Genomic DNA, 13,601 nt, shown 5'->3' with positions numbered 1-13,601 from the left:
ATGAGGGGACTATGCGGAAGAATCTAATTCTGGTCGTGGATGATACCGAAGCGAACCGTTACGCGAAGTGCCGGATGTTAAGACACGCGGGCTTCGAAGTCAAAGAAGCCGCGCTGGGGGAAGAAGCCTTACAAATCATTGCTGCAGAACGACCGGGCGTGGTCTGTCTCGATGTCCTTCTGCCGGATCTCAATGGCATTGAAGTGTGCCGACGTATCAAAGCCGACCCTGGGCTCCGGACGATGGTCCTGCAAATGTCGGCTTCATTCGTGGGCCATGAAGATAAAGTGCGCGGCTTGGAAGGAGGGGCCGACGGATATTTGGTCTCTCCGTTTGAGCCCGAAGAGTTTGTCGCCACCGTACGATCGCTGGTCCGCATCCAAGAGGTCGAAGACCGGTTACGTGTGTCGGCCGGCGAGTGGCGAGTGACGTTCGATGCCATCAACGACGGCATCCTCCTGCTGGACGAGGAAGGTCGGATCCTTCGCTGTAATCGCGCGATGGCTGGGATCATCGGGAAGCCGTTCCAAGATATCGTCGGGCAGCGCTATGTCGATATCCTCGCTCTCTCCCTAGAGAAGGGCGGCGACGGGTGCTTGTCGTGGCCCCCGGCCGCCAGACAGGAGACCGTCTTGCAGATCGGGACGCGATGGTTTCAGGCGACGATGCATCCTGCCACGGACAATGGGGCAAGCCAGGGAGCCGTCTGTGTCATGACGGACATCACTGATCGTCGTCGGCAAGATGAGGAAATCCGCCACTTGAACGCGTCGCTGGAAGAACGCGTTCGAGAGCTGCAACAGTCGCGGCTTGAGCTTCATGAGAAAGTGACCGATCTGGAGCAATTCGAAGATGTTGTCGTTGGGCGGGAATTAAAGATGATCGAGATGGAAAAGGAGATGGACCGCCTCGCCAAGGAACTGAGTAAATATCAGCCCTCGCACACGGGTCGTCCTGCGGCTAACGAATGATCTGCAACCGCCTTCCTACCTTGGCAAAGGCCGCCACCGCGTGGTCGAGATGATCGCGTGTATGGGCCGCTGACATCTGAACCCGGATCCGCGCCTGACCCTTCGGCACTACCGGATAGCTGAACCCGACCACATAGATGCCTTCGCGCAACAATTCCTCCGCCATCTGTGTAGCCAGCGACGCATCGCCGAGCAGAACTGGAATAATAGGATGGCGGCCGGACACTACGTCATAGCCCAGAGCCGTCAATTGCGAGCGGAAGAAGGCGGCGTTCTCGCGCAGGGTGGTTCGTAACGCGTCACCTTCAATGACCAATTTCAGAGCCCGGCGGGCGGCACATGCAATGACCGGCGGCAGCGAATTGGAAAACAAGTACGGACGCGATCGCTGCCGGAGCAGTTCAATGATTTCCTTATGGCCCGAAGTGAATCCTCCTGACGCGCCACCAAGTGTTTTGCCTAAGGTGCTCGTCATGAGATCGATCCGATCCGCTACGCCATAATGATCGGGCGTGCCGCGGCCCGCTCTTCCGAGCACGCCAGTCGCATGACTGTCGTCCACGACGACGGCGGCGTCATAGCGTTCCGCCAGGTCCGCGATTCGATCCAGCTTCGCCAGATCGCCATCCATCGAAAAGACGCCGTCGGTCGCGATCAGCCGGAGCCGGCACGATGCCGCCGCCTTCAACGCGTCTTCCAATTCGGTCATGTTCGAATGGGCGTAGCGGAACCGCGTGGCCTTGCAGAGGCGAATGCCGTCGATCAGGCTGGCATGGTTCAAGGCATCGCTGATGATCGCATCGTCTTCCCCTACAATGGTCTCGAATAGCCCCGTATTGGCGTCAAAGCAAGAGCTGTAAAGAATCGTATCCTCGGTACCGAGAAACGTCGAGATCTCCTGCTCGAGATCCTTATGGATATTCTGCGTTCCGCAAATGAATCGCACAGACGCCATGCCGTAGCCATGCTCACGCAATCCGTCGGTTGCCGCCTGCACGACGTCGGGATGATTGGCGAGTCCCAGATAGTTGTTCGCGCAGAGATTCAACACATGGCCTTGCGCCACTCGGATCTCCGCCCCCTGAAGGCCGAGCACAGGACGCTCGGTCTTGTACAGACCGGCCGAACGGATGTCCGTGAGCTGTTGTTCGATGGCGTGTTTTAAGGACTGGTAAGACATGTTAGCCGTCAGCGTTCAGCTCCGGGCTCTCCAGTCAGGACTGAGGGATGAGAGCCGATGGCTGATCGCTTCAAGAATCACGGAATCAAGACCACCTTCCCGCATTGTCCGGCTTCGATGAGGTCGAACCCTTGGGCGAAATCCGCCATAGGGAATCGATGCGTCACCACAGGACGGATATCCAGCCCCGCTTTAAGGAGACCGGCAATGCGATACCAGGTGTCGAACAAACATCGTCCCGTCACGCCATAGACCCGGATGCCCTTGAAAATAATTTCGTTCGGGAGATCGAAGCTGACCTGTCCTTTGGGGATGCCGAACAAACTGACACGTCCCCCATTCTTGACGGCTCGGAAGGCCAGGTGAAGTGCTGTGGGTTCCCCGGACATTTCCAGTGCCGCATCAATGCCTTCACCTTGTGTAAGGTCGTGGATTGTGGCCGCCAATAGCTCGGGAGCCTCAGCCTTCGCATCGAGGGCATGGTCGACTCCCATTTGCTTGGCGAGTCCAAGTCTATAGCCGCTCACGTCGGTTGCGATAATCATGGACGCCCCGGATGTTTTGGCCACTCCCGCTGCTAACAGCCCGGTCGGACCACAGCCGCTGATCAGGACCGATCGCCCAGCCAAATTCTCGACCAGCGCCGCATAGACGGCGTTCCCCAGCGGCTCTTGGACGCAGGCGAGTTCCGGTGGGAGATCCCGGGAGGTGATCCAAAGGACACGCTCCGGTAGGACGACATATTCGGCGTAGGACCCATCCACATCGACGCCAAGAATGCGGTAGTTCTTGCACACGTGTGCTTGGCCGGTCCGGCACTGAAAACACACCCCGCACGTGAGGTGGGATTCCGCCGCGACATAATCGCCGACGACGACCGAGGTGACGCCGTGTCCCAGTTCGACCACCTCGCCACAGAGTTCATGGCCGATGATTCGGGGAGGATGGATGCGCTGCTGCGCCCATTCATCCCATCGATAAATATGTGCGTCCGTGCCACAGAGCGAGGTCGCTTGAACTCTGATGAGGACTTCCCCGTCGCCCGGCCGAGGGTCGGGAACCTGCTGCAACACGAATCCGGGTTCCGGTTTGGTCTTGACCAGCGCGCGCATGTTCTCATTATAAGGCAAACGTAGAACGTAAGGGCAAAGTGAGGGCCGAATCCCTATTTTAAAGACTGGCGTTGACGGTCCCATCGTAAACCAGTAGGCTTTTCTCCATGGTGAAACGACGCAGACCAGTGATCAACTTTTACCTCTCACCTTTACCTTTTGCGGAGGAGTCGATGAAGCATTGGCTAAGCAACATTCTGGGAACGGCGGTAGGGATCGCATTGATAGTCGGCATTGTACAGCGGGCCTCCGCGGAGACAGCTCGATATGATGTGGATCCTGACCATTCGACCATCGGGTTCAGCGTGGATCATATGGTGGTGTCGAAGACTCGCGGGCAATTCACGGACTACACCGGCTTTATCGAAATGGACCCAGACGCCAAGACTGTCAAGACCATCGAAGCGACCATCAAGACACCATCGATCACGACCAACCATCAAAAGCGCGACACCCATTTAAAAGGCCCTGACTTTTTCGACGTCGAGAAGTATCCGACGATGACTTACAAGCTGAAGAGCTATCACAAGAACGGCGATGGCTATACGGCGATCGGCGACCTCACCATTCACGGGGTGACAAAGCAAGTGACGCTTGTCGGCAACTTCAACGGCGTGAATAAAGATCCCTGGGGCAATACCCGTGCAGGCTTCACGGCGGAAGGCAAGGTCAACCGGAAGGACTTCGGGATCAATTGGAACAAGGCCCTTGATAACGGCGGCGTGATCGTCGGCAATGAGGTGCTGATAAAGTTGGATGTGGAGGCCATTAAAGCGAAGTGACTAGGATGCTGAAAAGGCTCCATTTCACCCGCCCAGCCCCAGGCGCGCCAAGACGCGCCCCTTCCCGAGCTGCGTTCTCGGTTGTTCGGGCCTTCAACGTCCTGTTCTAGGGGGGCGCCCGAACGACCGCAGCCTTGCAGGGTAACTGAGCATGCTCGATTCAATACACTCATCTCTACGCTCCCATCGCTATCACCCCACCCCCTTGAATTGTTCCCGCCTTCAATGCTTGCAACGCCGTATTCGCTTCTTCGAGTTTGAACCGCTGCGTATGCGGACGAATCGGAATCCCGGCGGCTTCACGCAATAAGTCGAGTCCGTCCTGCTTAGTGTTCGCGGTGACGCTGCGGAGAATGCGCTCGCCGAACAGCTCGCGGTCGTAATCGATGGACGGAATCGGCGACATGTGAATGCCGGCGCAGGCGACGGTGCCGCCTTTGTCCAATGCCCGGAGCGCGGGGATGACAATGTCGCCAGCCGGAGCAAAAATGATGGCGCCATGGAGTTTTTCAGGGGGGATGTCTGTCGCGCCTCCAACCCAGGCTGCTCCCAATTCGCGGGCCAGAGCCTGATGCTCCTGTCTCAACGAGCAGACAAAGACGGAACAGCCCCAATGACGAGCGACTTGAATCGTAATGTGGGCCGATGCTCCGAAGCCGTACATGCCCAGTCGCTGGCCGGGCCGGATGCCGCTGAGGCGGAGCGCGCGATAGCCGATGATGCCGGCGCAGAGCAGAGGGGCGGCCTCTTCATCCGTAAAGACTGAAGGGATCGGGTAGGCAAAATGCTCCGGCACCGTCGCATATTCCGCGTAGCCGCCGTCGACATGGTATCCGGTGAAGGTGGGCGTCGAGCAGAGATTCTCTCGACCACTTCGGCAAAATTCACAATGCCCGCACGTTCGCTGGAGCCAGGCGATACCCACCCGGTCCCCTTCTTTCAACGCACGTACGTTACGTCCGACACGATCAATTGTTCCGACCGTTTCGTGGCCGGGAATAATCGGGCGCTTGATAGCCGGTAAGTCCTCTTCCACGATGTGCAGATCCGTCCGGCAGACTCCGCATACGGTCACCTTAACGCGAACCTCGTCCGCGGCCGGCTCCGGGATCCGCATGTCTTTCAGGACAAGGGGGGAAGCGCCTACATCTCCGCCGCGCTCTAATACCATAGCTTTCATAAGATACTGTGATCCGCTTTCGTCCTCTGGTGGTGTGCTGACGAGTATAGGCAGATTGTATTGAGAACGATGGGTGTGGATCAATCTGTGAATCAATCACCAGGTCGTTAAAGTTTTGATCGTCCGTATGGTATGATGCGCCCCGCTTTACGATGGTGCTGAATGGAGCAGCGATGCGTGTTATGACTATTCGCATAGCCATGGCGGACACATCACGATGATGATCCTTCTGGCTTGGATCCATGTGTTGGCGGCTGTGGTATGGCTGGGCGGGATGGTGTTCTTGTCGGTTGTGTTGGTCCCCGTTTTCCGGCGAGGCACGTTTGGTGCCGACCGCCGGATACTGTTTCAAACGCTTGCCCGGCGTTTCCGCATCATCGTGTGGATCATGATCGGTATCCTCGTGCTCTCAGGACCGCTACTGATCAGCTCGGGAACCGGCACGCTCGAAGAGCCTGAGGCCTGGCGGTCAGTGCTACAGCTGAAACTGTGGATCGTGGCTGGATTGGTATTGCTCACGGGCGTGCACGATGTCTGGCTAGGGCCGTTGGTCGGACGGCTCAGGCGCGAGGCTTCTGAAACGCCCAGCCCAGCCGATCTTCTGCTCATTCGTCTCTCGGCCGTGGTAGCCCGCCTGGGACTTTTGCTTGGCGTCATCGTGCTATTTTTAGCCGTGGCTTTGGCGAGGATCTAGACGTCGCTGAACTGTGTCTATGATGGGTCTGTCTACGGAAACGGCCGCGGCAGGTATGTTAGACTTTCGCATGCTCCGATGGTTGGTCAGCGCCTCATTGGTTGTGTGGCTGCACGCCGGAGGAATGGCGTGGGCGCTCGAATTCTCTGCCGATCAGATTACCAAAATAAACGGACACAGCCGAAAAGCGAATATCTATTATCGAGACGACCGCTGGCGTCTGGAGCATCATGACCTCAATCCCGTCAATGTGACCATTGTCCGCAAGGACAAACACGTCATGTGGTTGCTCCTGTCCCGCATGCGTCATTTTAAGACGGTCCCGTATGATCCGGAACAGGCGCCGAAGGTCCACGAAAAGTTGGATGGCGAAGTGAAGCGGGAAGAAATTGGAACGGAAACGCTGGATGGGCATCCGACCACGCTCTATGAAGTGACTGTGCGGGAAGCGAATCGAGAGAACGTCTATTATCAGTGGCTTGCCACGGACATTCATTTCCCGCTGAAGCTTGCGCGGAAGGACGGCAGCTGGCAGGTCGAGTATCGCCACGTCGCCCTTCGGCCAATTTCTGATTTTCTCTTTCAATTGCCTGTAAATTTTCAGCCTTTAGAACAATTCGATAATACGGAACAGTCACAATCGAAGCAGCGACCGATGTAGGGCAATGGTTCAATATAGCCACGGAAGAGGTGGGCTCGTGAATCAACGGTATTGGGGAATAGATAGTCGTGTGGCAATCTTTACCTTGTGGGCCGCACTCTTGGGAACAGGACTCGTCTGGGGACTCGATGTGGCAGACATGACCAACGAATGGACACCCGAAGGGAAAAAAATAGCCACGGAGCGGGCCAAGCTTCCGACGAAGGACGACGTGGTGAAAATTCCTGCCGGGGACTTTCTCATGGGCAGCAGCAAACACGTTGATAGGAACTCTTATCAGCCGGAGTTGCCGCAGCGACGAATTTACCTCGATGCCTATGAAATCGATAAATATGAAGTGACGGCCCTCCACTTTCTGAAGTTTGTCCTGGCGACGGATCGTCCTCCCCTCATAGATTGGCGGTACGACGGTGGGAACTTCCAGGAAAGCATGATGCACCATCCCGTGATGCACGTGTCCTGGCACGAGGCAGATGCGTATTGCCGGTGGGTAGGCAAACGGCTGCCCACCGAAGCCGAATGGGAAAAGGCGGCACGCGGCGAAGATGGGCGTATCTATCCCTGGGGGAACCAACCCGCGGGGCTTAGCCGTTCGAATTTCGGTCGCACGGGCCTCTCTGGTCCGGTACGGGATCGTCCCGAGCGGTTGTTATTGTATCCTCCCATCATTTCGGTCGATAAGTATGATAATGCGCTCAGTCCCTATGGGGTCTTTCAGATGGCGGGCAACGTGGCCGAATGGGTTGCGGATTGGTATGACCCCAAATACTATGCGATGGGACCTGACCGCAATCCGATGGGGCCGGCGCAGGGCACGCAAAAAGGCTTTCGCGGCGGTGGGTGGATCGACAGCACGCCCGCCGTACGGGCGGCCCAACGGAACGGCGCCGATCCGAATGTAAAGATGAACTGGCTGGGATTCCGATGTGCGCGTTCACTGCCCGATGGTGCCGCCGAAAAGGCAGGCGATGCGAAACCGGAGGGTCAGCCGGCTTCCTAGCCTAAAAGGTGTGCGAATGAGATCTCTGAGGTCTGCGGAACTGGCTTAAGAAGCGCCTGCGGCCAAGGGGCGTTCGAGCGTGTGAAGGCGATCGATGGTCAGGCGAACTTCGCCGTATTGTCTTCGGAGCGCGATGATGAGCTCGAACGGCACATTGGGATCGTCGAGCGCCTCTTCGAATATGTGACTGACGGCTGCTTCCGTGTGCTCGCATTCCTGCAAGATGGCTTGTTCATCTGGCGTGGATGGCGAGATGACTTCCACTAGTGCCGATGGCGTCGTTAAGCCATTCAGCATGTCGGGTTCTCCTCCCAACAGACGGATTCCCATGCGCAACTCCGAAGCCATCCGTGCGCGCTGATGCGAATACTGTTTGAATGCCGTTCGCAGTTCGGTGTCTTGGACGGCATGCGCGGCAATCCTGAACGTCTGCTCACTGGCTTTACACATCGCCAACACACGATTGAACGTGTCGATGACCAGTTCATTCGTCGTGCTCATATCGCACTCTCTTCCGATCGCCCCGAGGCGTATCACTGGCGAATCTTTTCGTCTTCCTCTTGTAATGTCTTGCATGCAATACAGAGGGTCGTCATCGGGCGGGCTTGCAAACGCCGTAAGGGAATCTCTTCGCCGCACTCCTCGCAGATGCCATATCGATTGGCGGCTAAGCGAGCAAGCGCATCGTCAATTTGCTTCAGAAGATTTCGTTCGCGCTCCTTCAGACTCAACATGAAATGTTGGTCCACCTCGGCCGTTGCCTGATCATTCAAATCAGGACAGGCTGTGATTTCGATTCCTTCAGACAGTGGTTTCGCGGTCACAAGTTGAAGGAGGTCTGCACGCTGCTGTTGGAGATTGGAAACAATCTCGCGATATTTATTCGTGGACGCGTCCATGGATTTTCCAGCCGCTATCTCTGTCGGTCTCGTTGCCACTCCCGCTTGTCCCATTGTCACTCTCCCTTCCTTGGATACCTTCATCGAAACTAGCTGTACATATAAGAAACAATTCAGTCGGGTCCTATCGGATGGCTGCCTTTTCCAGTGTAAGGGCTTTACCTACCTATTGTATTAATGGTCAAACGTATGGTCAATAAGCCGAACGTCGGCATGGGACGAACCACGGCGACAGCAGCTAGGTGAACGCGGCACGCTTGGTCTGAAGAATCTCCATCGCCCGTCCCGCGGACTCTTTGACAAGGACGCCCATCTTGGGATGAGAGGGTTCGAGATCGACGGGGAACCCATAACTGTGCAGTCGTTCTGTCGCGGTAGGCCCGATGGACGCCACCATCAGCCTGGGTAATGCCTGACGAAACCGGTCTCGGCCGGACATGCGTGCCAGGACTTGGAGCGCGTGATCGACCTGTACCGCATTGGTGATGAGCAGCACGTCCACCTGCCCCTCAAGAATCGCTTCGAGCACTCGCTGGAGCGGTGCGATATCGTCGGGCAATGTCCATCGATAGACCGGCACACGAATGACCTGCGCGCCACGTCCGCGCAGGGCTTCGATCAAGTCGGTATTCGTCACGCCATATTCCTGCACGGCAATCCGAAGACCGTTCGCCGGGTTTGTGCGATCGAGCGTATCGAGAATGTCGCGCCAAGTATTCGGCTCCGGAACTTCGATGGTGGGCGTCAGCCCAAACTCGCGCAACACGGCTTTTGGCTTCGGCCCACGAACCATGAGCGTCGTTTTGGATAGGGCGGTCCTAATCCGATCCAGGTCGTCCTGCGTGCGTAAGACATCGATCATGGCCTTCGTGCCGACGCCTGTCAGCAGAATGACTATGTCGACGTCCCCGGCAAAGAGCCGCCGACCAAACTCCAGGACTTCACGATTGTCCTGAAGAGGGACCTCCTGCATCGACGGCGCCACCAGGGCCTGTCCCCCATAGCGTTCAATGAGGCGACTCATCTCGTCCGCCATCCGACTTTCAAAGGCCGCGACCCGGAGGCCGTTGAATTCGTGCCGAGTAATCATAGCTCCATGCAAACGTCAAAATTAAAAAGCAAAACGTTAAAGCAAGTTTTTCTTTGCTATAGAAGCGATTGGTCCGAAAATCCTTGTTAACTCATCTGTGTCATTGATGGCATTTTTAATTTTGCTGTGCCGCATCGGCGGCGCAGCGAAAGCCGGTGGAGTCATTCCTGTTCGTGGGGTCGCTCCTGACTCGTGTAAAGAGCCGTACGAGGGGAGTCTCGACTGACCACCCGGAACTTCGCAGGACTTTATAGGTCCCGGTGTCCGGCCCTTTGGGATTGGCCTCCGGACTTTTCTCATAATAGAAAGGGTCGTACCAATCGGCGACCCACTCCCAGACGTTGCCGGCCATGTCATATGCGCCGAAGGGGCTTTTGCCGGCCTCATAACTGCCGACGGGCATCAGCGTTTTTTCGCCTTGCCACTGCTGGCCAAAGTTAAGATGCTTCTGTGTCGGCTCGACGTTCCCCCACGGGAAACGTCGGTCATCGGTCCCGCGTGCAGCCTTTTCCCATTCGGCTTCGGTCGGCAACCGTTTACCGGCCCACCGGCAGTAGGCATCGGCATCCTGCCAGTCGACGTTAATGACCGGGCGCTCCGCCAATGATTCGGAAAGATGATCGCTCCAGAGGGTGCGTTTAGGATACTTGGGATTTTCCGGGGTCCGGTGCCCCGTGGCTTTGACGAATTCGGCGTAATGTCCATGCGTCACTTCGTATTTGTCGATGTAATAATTGTCGAGTATAACCTCGTGCCTGGGATATTCATCGCGTCCGCCGTCCCGGTCGCCTTTCGGAACGCCCATCGGAAAGGGACCGGCCGGTATCAGAATCATTGGCGCGCCGTCTTTCCCCAGCACTTCAGTCGCCGGATTCGCGGTCGGTTCGGCGGCGGCCGACGACTGAGACCATAGGACCAGGGCACTGATGACGCATAGCGCAAAGGTTCGCATAGGCTCCTCTTGGGCGATAAGATAGTGAGATCGGAATCGTATCACACCGTTCACCGCGAGTGTGAGCAAGTTTCAGCAATTTCGGGAATTGAGATTGACCCGAGAGTAGAGTGCACCCTATAACTAGCGCGAGTGCGGGTGGCACGGCAATGAATCTGGAGAGACATGAATAATCCGTCACGGGGAGTGAAAGGTCTGTGGCATGTAGCGCTCAAGGTCGCGGATCTTACCCGCTCACGCGCCTTCTATGAAGCTCTATTCGGCATGCGGGTCGTGTGGCACCCTGACCTGGAGAATGTGTACCTCAGCTCCGGGCAGGACAATTTGGCGCTCCATCAAATTCCGCTGTCCCAGCTTGCCGAGTATAAGCAGGGCAGTGGGCAATATCTCGATCATGTGGGATTTATCGTCGATTCATCTGATACGGTGGATCAACTGTTTCGCCAGGCGGAACAGGCTCTGGCAACAATTGTCCAACGTCCCAAACGGCACCGCGATGGCAGTTACTCGTTTTACTTGGCCGACCCCGACGGGAACACCGTGCAGGTGCTCTATGAACCGCACATCTCCGGTGAAGCGCCGGAATAATTCAACATAAAAATGTAAAATGTAAATTCTATTTTGCACTTTTCATTCTTCATTTTGTACTAATCTTCTATGGCGACTGTTTGGGACACCCTTCGCAACGATCACTACATCGGTCTGGCGCCGTGGGCGTGGGTCCAATTCGAAAGTGGTGAAGCGCCCGGGCCGCTGCCGTTCCTTGGCGGAGTCGCGCCTGAGGTACTGGCCAGCCTGCACGAAGCCCACCGCGTTTTGCTGAGCGGCGTGGAGACCGCCATCAGTGACGTGTTTTCGCACCGGGCCTCCTTAGATGATCCCTCCCGCCGAACGCTCCTGGAAGATGCCTATGCCGAGCTGGTGAACTCGCGGCCACAACTAAGCCGTCACATTACCTGCCGCCGCCGGCCGGACGGCACGTTTCTGTGGGACTATCCTAAAGATCAGACGAAGTCGGCTACGATTACGAATATGGGTCTGCGCGTCTTTCACTCGGTCAAGCGGCAAGCGATTCCATTGCCGTTTAATGGACCGATCGGCCCTGCCGTCGGCAAGTTTCTCGGCTATCTGGACGGCACCTACCGAGTTTCAGAACTTCGTACGGTCGCCACCGCGCTGGGCCGCGATGTCTCCCGCTTTATCACGGAATTACTGGACGTACTCAAGAAGTACGACTGTCTGAGCATGGGATCGCAGACCACTGTTCGCGCGCACTGGCTCTCCACCGTCCGCGATCAGGATGTCGTCCATTTCGGGCATGCCGCGTTGCTGTATCGACAACATGATCAGTGCCTGCTCTTCGATCCCTGGCTCATGCCGTGGTTTGCCGAGTCGCCCGTGCCATCCCTATGGGGTGAGCTCTTGCCCCGGCCTGCCGCGATTTTCTTGACCCATGATCATGACGACCATGTCGATCCACGCACGCTGGCGCACCTTCCGAAAGAGATCCCGGTCATTGTTCCGAGCCGACGGAACCGTCGCACGCTGTATTATGATTATCCCGCACTCCTTCGAGAATTCGGATTTACGCAGATCGTCGAGCTCGCGCATGGCGACGCATGGAAATTCGATGGCGGCGCCGTGGTGTCCGTCCCGTTCTTCGGCGAAGATCCGTGCGACATCGAGATGCCGAGAAACTGTTATCTGATTGCGGATCGCGGACGAAACGTCCTGGTGCATGTCGACAGCGGACCCACGAATGCCGGGAAGTCGGCGGTCAAGGACGGTGTTATCGATGAGTTGGTGAAGCAGTACGGTCCGATGGCCATCGTCTTCGCCTCGCAACAGCAACTGCTCGAGATACGGACCTATGCGGCACATGCCAGCCTCTGCCCTCCAGGGACATGGCTCGACACCGGGGAAAACGGGTATCTGACGAATCGCTATCTTTCGGAGTTAGTTGCGGCAGCCAAGGCCCGATTATTCGTTTCCTATGCGACCGGCGGCGCCGATTGGTATCCGGACCATTTATCGTTCATGTTCAGTGATCGGAATCCGGCGCGGACGGCGCTTCTCACGGCAAATTGGGAGCCGCCCGCACAGCTCGCAGAACTCATCGCGCCGCACGGCTGCGGGTACCACTACAGTCACGCCATGGATATCTTCCGCGCGCGGTCAGACGGCGGAACGGACATCGTCTCAGGCGCAGAGGCGCTGGCTCCGTTGAACCTCTATCGTCTCGATCATGGCGATCCGCCATTTCTTGCCGCTTTGCATCGCGCTCGTTAGCGCCATCACCGGAACAATGCCTCCAATTGCTCGAGCGTGACACCGTGCAGGGTGCGCACAATGCAGTGTGCGTCCGTCAGCTTGTCGCTTGGGTAGGTTGTCGCGACCGCCAACACCTTCATGCCTGCGGCTAAGGCCGACATAATTCCAGCGAGTGAATCTTCAATGACGAGGCATTGCTCAGAAATGATCGGTGCCTCCGAGGGCCGGCGTATCTCATTGAGTCGGTCGAGGGCGTGCAAGTAAATGGCAGGGTGCGGTTTTCCGACGGGGACATCTTCAGCGGATACCAGTGCATCGAACCCCTTCTCAATCGGCGTGCCGCTCAACGCCAACAGGACCTGTTCGCGTCTTCCACCTGTTGCGATGCCGAGTCGATAGCGTTGGCGCGCTTGCGTGACCAACTCTACGACGCCGGGAAACAAGGGTGGGTGGTGGTGCGCCACATATCCTCGAAACAGGACGGCTTTGCGTTCGTGGATCCTCTGCTCGCGCACGGGATCGGGATAGCCGGTGATCGCGGTTAACATGGCGTTCAAGCAATTCCGCTCATCCATTCCAAGATAACGCCCATAGTAATCTTCCTTGGTCAGTTGGAGCCCGTCCTCGGCTAGAGCCTGTTGAAAGGCGAGGAGATGGGGCGTTTCATCGTCGGCAATGACACCGTTGAAATCGAACAGCACTGCTCGGAGCGACGGATCGACCATAGCGGGGTGCACTGTACCACGCGCGCACTGTCGCTTGCTCGCTTCCATACCCTGTTGTATGGTACGGACCACTGATTTGAGCCG

15 protein-coding genes are annotated in these 13,601 nt (G+C 57.0%); 7 read left to right on the top strand and 8 right to left on the bottom strand.

Going from position 1 to position 13,601, the window contains the following annotated elements; translation table 11 throughout:
- Nucleotides 1-11: 11 nt before the first annotated feature.
- Entirely contained in the window at nt 12-971 is a 960-nt protein-coding gene (locus tag ACWHYZ_RS22290) for a response regulator (RefSeq protein WP_447984861.1), read from the top strand.
- Here the strand turns inward: ACWHYZ_RS22290 and ACWHYZ_RS22285 are convergent.
- The gene (locus ACWHYZ_RS22285; RefSeq protein ID WP_447984860.1) at nt 961-2,151 is read right to left on the bottom strand and encodes a glycine C-acetyltransferase; all 1,191 of its coding nucleotides are present in this window, start codon (nt 2,149-2,151) and stop codon (nt 961-963) included. The genes ACWHYZ_RS22290 and ACWHYZ_RS22285 overlap by 11 nt on opposite strands.
- 77 nt (nt 2,152-2,228) lie before the next feature.
- On the bottom strand, nt 2,229-3,263 hold the full coding sequence (gene tdh / locus ACWHYZ_RS22280; RefSeq protein ID WP_447984859.1) for an L-threonine 3-dehydrogenase: 1,035 nt from the start codon (nt 3,261-3,263) through the stop codon (nt 2,229-2,231).
- Nucleotides 3,264-3,436: 173 nt separating this feature from the next.
- Between tdh and ACWHYZ_RS22275 the strand changes: the two genes are divergently transcribed.
- A complete protein-coding gene (locus ACWHYZ_RS22275) occupies nt 3,437-4,045 on the top strand; it encodes a YceI family protein (RefSeq protein ID WP_447984858.1) in 609 nt (202 codons plus the stop codon).
- A 175-nt stretch (nt 4,046-4,220) separates the two neighbouring features.
- On the opposite strand, the gene ACWHYZ_RS22270 is transcribed toward ACWHYZ_RS22275, so the two are convergent.
- Nucleotides 4,221-5,225, bottom strand: a complete 1,005-nt coding sequence (locus ACWHYZ_RS22270) for a zinc-dependent alcohol dehydrogenase family protein (RefSeq protein ID WP_447984857.1) — start codon at nt 5,223-5,225, stop codon at nt 4,221-4,223.
- A 217-nt stretch (nt 5,226-5,442) separates the two neighbouring features.
- On the opposite strand from ACWHYZ_RS22270, the gene ACWHYZ_RS22265 reads away from it, so the two are divergent.
- Genes ACWHYZ_RS22265 through ACWHYZ_RS22255 form a run of 3 tightly spaced genes read left to right on the top strand, consistent with a single transcriptional unit; the run spans nt 5,443 to nt 7,580 of the window.
- Nucleotides 5,443-5,919, top strand: a complete 477-nt coding sequence (locus ACWHYZ_RS22265; RefSeq protein ID WP_447984856.1) for a DUF4149 domain-containing protein — start codon at nt 5,443-5,445, stop codon at nt 5,917-5,919.
- A 19-nt stretch (nt 5,920-5,938) separates the two neighbouring features.
- Nucleotides 5,939-6,580, top strand: coding sequence for a hypothetical protein (locus ACWHYZ_RS22260; RefSeq protein WP_447984855.1), 642 nt, complete (start codon nt 5,939-5,941; stop codon nt 6,578-6,580).
- Nucleotides 6,581-6,617: 37 nt separating this feature from the next.
- Complete coding sequence (locus tag ACWHYZ_RS22255; protein WP_447984854.1) at nt 6,618-7,580, top strand: formylglycine-generating enzyme family protein; 963 nt, start codon at nt 6,618-6,620, stop codon at nt 7,578-7,580.
- A 45-nt stretch (nt 7,581-7,625) separates the two neighbouring features.
- Here the strand turns inward: ACWHYZ_RS22255 and ACWHYZ_RS22250 are convergent, their stop codons facing one another.
- The 4 genes from ACWHYZ_RS22250 to ACWHYZ_RS22235 form a co-directional block, all read right to left on the bottom strand.
- Nucleotides 7,626-8,081 (bottom strand): PA2169 family four-helix-bundle protein, encoded by a 456-nt coding sequence (locus ACWHYZ_RS22250; protein ID WP_447984853.1) that lies wholly within the window; start codon nt 8,079-8,081, stop codon nt 7,626-7,628.
- Between the two features lie 32 nt (nt 8,082-8,113).
- The gene (locus ACWHYZ_RS22245) at nt 8,114-8,533 is read right to left on the bottom strand and encodes a TraR/DksA family transcriptional regulator (RefSeq protein ID WP_447984852.1); all 420 of its coding nucleotides are present in this window, start codon (nt 8,531-8,533) and stop codon (nt 8,114-8,116) included.
- 184 nt (nt 8,534-8,717) lie between these two features.
- On the bottom strand, nt 8,718-9,569 hold the full coding sequence (locus tag ACWHYZ_RS22240; RefSeq protein ID WP_447984851.1) for a uroporphyrinogen-III synthase: 852 nt from the start codon (nt 9,567-9,569) through the stop codon (nt 8,718-8,720).
- A 115-nt stretch (nt 9,570-9,684) separates the two neighbouring features.
- A complete protein-coding gene (locus tag ACWHYZ_RS22235; protein WP_447984850.1) occupies nt 9,685-10,521 on the bottom strand; it encodes a formylglycine-generating enzyme family protein in 837 nt (278 codons plus the stop codon).
- Nucleotides 10,522-10,686: 165 nt separating this feature from the next.
- Between ACWHYZ_RS22235 and ACWHYZ_RS22230 the strand changes: the two genes are divergently transcribed.
- The gene (locus ACWHYZ_RS22230; protein ID WP_447984849.1) at nt 10,687-11,109 is read left to right on the top strand and encodes a VOC family protein; all 423 of its coding nucleotides are present in this window, start codon (nt 10,687-10,689) and stop codon (nt 11,107-11,109) included.
- Nucleotides 11,110-11,178: 69 nt separating this feature from the next.
- Nucleotides 11,179-12,810 (top strand): MBL fold metallo-hydrolase, encoded by a 1,632-nt coding sequence (locus tag ACWHYZ_RS22225; protein WP_447984848.1) that lies wholly within the window; start codon nt 11,179-11,181, stop codon nt 12,808-12,810.
- A 5-nt stretch (nt 12,811-12,815) separates the two neighbouring features.
- Here ACWHYZ_RS22225 and ACWHYZ_RS22220 read toward each other — a convergent pair whose 3' ends face one another.
- The gene (locus ACWHYZ_RS22220) at nt 12,816-13,565 is read right to left on the bottom strand and encodes an HAD family hydrolase (RefSeq protein WP_447984847.1); all 750 of its coding nucleotides are present in this window, start codon (nt 13,563-13,565) and stop codon (nt 12,816-12,818) included.
- Between the last annotated feature and the right edge of the window lie 36 nt (nt 13,566-13,601).

The sequence above is a fragment of the Nitrospira sp. Nam74 genome (genome assembly GCF_965152615.1).
The sequence above is the reverse complement of the archived record's forward strand: the minus strand, read 5'-3'. Positions and strand labels throughout refer to the sequence as shown.

What these genes read in the sequence shown, in the direction of transcription:
- ACWHYZ_RS22290 (WP_447984861.1), top strand. Translation starts at nt 12, where the DNA reads ATGCGGAAGAATCTAATTCTGGTCGTGGATGATACCGAAGCGAACCGT.
- ACWHYZ_RS22285 (WP_447984860.1), bottom strand. Translation starts at nt 2,151, where the DNA reads ATGTCTTACCAGTCCTTAAAACACGCCATCGAACAACAGCTCACGGAC.
- tdh (WP_447984859.1), bottom strand. Translation starts at nt 3,263, where the DNA reads ATGCGCGCGCTGGTCAAGACCAAACCGGAACCCGGATTCGTGTTGCAG.
- ACWHYZ_RS22275 (WP_447984858.1), top strand. Translation starts at nt 3,437, where the DNA reads ATGAAGCATTGGCTAAGCAACATTCTGGGAACGGCGGTAGGGATCGCA.
- ACWHYZ_RS22270 (WP_447984857.1), bottom strand. Translation starts at nt 5,225, where the DNA reads ATGAAAGCTATGGTATTAGAGCGCGGCGGAGATGTAGGCGCTTCCCCC.
- ACWHYZ_RS22265 (WP_447984856.1), top strand. Translation starts at nt 5,443, where the DNA reads ATGATGATCCTTCTGGCTTGGATCCATGTGTTGGCGGCTGTGGTATGG.
- ACWHYZ_RS22260 (WP_447984855.1), top strand. Translation starts at nt 5,939, where the DNA reads ATGATGGGTCTGTCTACGGAAACGGCCGCGGCAGGTATGTTAGACTTT.
- ACWHYZ_RS22250 (WP_447984853.1), bottom strand. Translation starts at nt 8,081, where the DNA reads ATGAGCACGACGAATGAACTGGTCATCGACACGTTCAATCGTGTGTTG.
- ACWHYZ_RS22245 (WP_447984852.1), bottom strand. Translation starts at nt 8,533, where the DNA reads ATGGGACAAGCGGGAGTGGCAACGAGACCGACAGAGATAGCGGCTGGA.
- ACWHYZ_RS22240 (WP_447984851.1), bottom strand. Translation starts at nt 9,569, where the DNA reads ATGATTACTCGGCACGAATTCAACGGCCTCCGGGTCGCGGCCTTTGAA.
- ACWHYZ_RS22235 (WP_447984850.1), bottom strand. Translation starts at nt 10,521, where the DNA reads ATGCGAACCTTTGCGCTATGCGTCATCAGTGCCCTGGTCCTATGGTCT.
- ACWHYZ_RS22230 (WP_447984849.1), top strand. Translation starts at nt 10,687, where the DNA reads ATGAATAATCCGTCACGGGGAGTGAAAGGTCTGTGGCATGTAGCGCTC.
- ACWHYZ_RS22225 (WP_447984848.1), top strand. Translation starts at nt 11,179, where the DNA reads ATGGCGACTGTTTGGGACACCCTTCGCAACGATCACTACATCGGTCTG.
- ACWHYZ_RS22220 (WP_447984847.1), bottom strand. Translation starts at nt 13,565, where the DNA reads ATGGAAGCGAGCAAGCGACAGTGCGCGCGTGGTACAGTGCACCCCGCT.